At 65.2% G+C, this 2,616-nt stretch carries 2 protein-coding genes and 2 pseudogenes; 2 read left to right on the forward strand and 2 right to left on the reverse strand.

Annotated features, from left to right (window positions below; translation table 11 throughout):
* Positions 1 to 296: pseudogene (locus IEY89_RS39975) on the reverse strand (helix-turn-helix domain-containing protein); the annotation flags it as partial.
* A gap of 317 nt (positions 297 to 613) precedes the next feature.
* Here IEY89_RS39975 and IEY89_RS39980 point away from each other — a divergent pair.
* Positions 614 to 1,443, forward strand: a pseudogene (locus IEY89_RS39980) (IS5 family transposase); the annotation flags it as partial.
* Positions 1,444 to 1,488: 45 nt separating this feature from the next.
* Complete coding sequence (locus IEY89_RS41800) at positions 1,489 to 1,752, forward strand: hypothetical protein (protein ID WP_189152427.1); 264 nt, start codon at positions 1,489 to 1,491, stop codon at positions 1,750 to 1,752.
* Between the two features lie 444 nt (positions 1,753 to 2,196).
* On the opposite strand, the gene IEY89_RS41425 is transcribed toward IEY89_RS41800, so the two are convergent.
* Positions 2,197 to 2,616 (reverse strand): hypothetical protein (locus IEY89_RS41425; protein ID WP_229695739.1); only part of this gene is annotated, 420 nt, incomplete at its 5' end.

The raw sequence follows: 2,616 nt of genomic DNA on the forward strand, positions 1-2,616 counted from the left end.
GACCCGGTCGCACTCGGCGAGCGTGCCGTCCAGCAGGACGAAGTCCGCATCGGCCTCGCGCGGGACCTTCAGCAGATCCGGCGCACGTTCGGCGAGCAGGTGGACGACCGCGCTGGTGTAGGCGTGGGCGGTGGACTCGCTGATCCCGAACCCGGCAGCGATCTTCGCCAGGGTCGTGTGTTCGCGCAGGTACACCAGTGCCACCATCGCGCGCTGGGACGGGCGGAGCTTGCAGCGCCGGTCACCCTCCCGGGTGACGATGAGCATGAGACTCACTCCACGAGCGCATGGGGCAGGTCGAGTGCGGCAGGCTAGATGACCAACGAGGCCCCGAGCAGCGTGGTTGAGACGTCAGACATCTCGATCAACGGCTCGGGGCCTCGCTCGTTGTGCTTCGTGGACCGTCACCTGATCGGTGGCCAGCTCGAAGAAGCTCAGTGTGTACAGGCTGAACAGGCGGTATGTCTCTTCGGTCGCGACGCACCTGATCTAGCGTTTCACCCTAGTTAGTGCCGAGAGCTCCTGTCCGGTTCGAATAAGCACCTGAATTTGGCTTTTGCCTCGCCCGATCGAGCGATATGCCCGACCGGGAGCCCCGTGCATGAGTATCCCCATGGCCACTTCGCAGCAGCGCAAGCCGTACCTGAGTGATCTGTCCGACGCCCGCTGGGAGTTGATCGAGCAGACCTTGACGGCCTGGCGGGCCGAGCGACAGAAGACCTCGCTCAACCTCGGCGGCAAGGTCACTGACCTGCGAGAAGTAATGAACGCGATCCTCTTCCTCAACCGGACCGGAGTCCCGTGGCGCTACCTGCCGCACGACTTCCCGCCACACACCACCGTGTTCAGCTACTTCAGCGCATGGACCGCCGACGGCACCATCGAGAAACTCGGCGTCCGCCTGCACCGAATGGTCCGTGAGCAGGCAGGACGCACCGCCGAGCCCACCGCCTGCGTTCTCGACGCACAGAGCGTGAAGACCGCCACCAGCGTCCCCACCGACACCCAGGGCACCGACGCCGGCAAGAAGATCGTGGGCCGCAAACGCAGCATCGTCGTCGACACTCTCGGCCTGTTACTGCTGGTCATCGTGACCGCAGCCAGCGTCTCCGACAACGAGGCCGGCAAACAGCTCCTCACCCGGATCGCCGCCGACCACCCCACGATCACCAAGGCATGGGTCGACACCGGCTACAAGACCCAGGCCATCGAGCACGGCGCCGCCCTCGGTATCGATGTCGACGTCGTCCCCAGGAACGCCCAGGTCAAAGGGTTTCCGTGATTCCGCGAAGGTGGGTAGTGGAGCGAAGTTTCGGTTGGATCATGATGCACCGTCGCCTCGCCCGGGACTACGAGACCAAACCCGCTCACTCCGAGAGCATGATCCGCCTCGCGATGATCTCCAACCTCGCGAAACGAGCGACCAGAGAAACGCCCATAACTGGCACAACCCATGAACTATCTCGTCTTCAACCGGAACGTCCTCTCATGGGTCTCGACAACCACATGATCACCAGCGCCGTGCCTGCTCTGCTCTCCGGGAGGCCGCCGGCCCTCCCACCCGCCCCCGCCGCTTCTTCAAGGAATGCGCGTGTACCGCTCGATCCAAACCTGGGCATCGAGTGGCCGGCCGACGCACCGCTGCTCTCCGGCAGGGACGCGGCAGCACCATACCCGGCCGAGATGGCGGAGAGGGCGCTGCTGCCCTCGCACGAGGTGTGCCTGGCGCACAGCGACTTGCCGGACAGGTAGTGGCCACCTCCGCCGTGACGCCGCTGGCCTCTGCCACGCCTCGTATTCCGACCGGCAGTCATTCCGCCCGGACAACCAGTACGCCAACGGAATGAAGTACGGCGATATTCCGGGACGGCGCAGGCTGTATTCGGCATAACTGCAGTACGAGTACGCCCCCCACGCCGTCGTGTGACTCTCCGGTGTCAGCGCGCGGTACAGCACTGCACTGCGCACCAATGAATTCGATGCATGACCGCGCACTGGCTTCCAGCTCCGCAGGAGGGTTCAGCGATGAAACGTCAGTCACTTCGTAGATCATGGGTCCAGGCCGCCGCCATGTTTTCGGCTGCGGGAGCATTTGGCCTGGTCGTCAACTTCGCCTCGTCGACGACCGCTCTGGCCGCTGCGAGCGAGAAGCCCGGTGTCGATTGCCCTCTCGCGCTGCCAGGCCCGAATGGCGCACTAAGCGTCGATTCCGATCTCCACCCGTGGCCGATTCCCAATGATGACTGGGACGAAATAGGAGGGGCTTTTTGCGGAAGCGGCAAGCACCATGACCACCAAGGTCCGCAGGGCCCTCAGGGCAGCCAAGGCGCCCAGGGTGATGCGGGAGCTCAGGGCGACCAGGGTGACACCGGCCCGCAGGGCACGCAGGGTGACACCGGCCCGCAGGGCACGCAGGGTGACACCGGTGCCCAGGGCACGCAGGGTGACACCGGTGCCCAGGGCACGCAGGGTGATACCGGTGCTCAGGGCACCCAGGGGTTCCAGGGTGATACCGGCCCGCAGGGCACGCAGGGTGACACCGGTGCTCAGGGCACCCAGGGGTTCCAGGGTGATACCGGTGCTCAGGGCACGCAGGGTGATACCGGTGCTCAGGGC

This window comes from Streptomyces lacrimifluminis (genome assembly GCF_014646095.1).
In the GTDB taxonomy this organism is placed as follows: Bacteria; Actinomycetota; Actinomycetes; order Streptomycetales; family Streptomycetaceae; genus Streptomyces; species Streptomyces lacrimifluminis.

What these genes read in the sequence shown, in the direction of transcription:
- IEY89_RS41800 (WP_189152427.1), top strand. Translation starts at nt 1,489, where the DNA reads ATGGGTCTCGACAACCACATGATCACCAGCGCCGTGCCTGCTCTGCTC.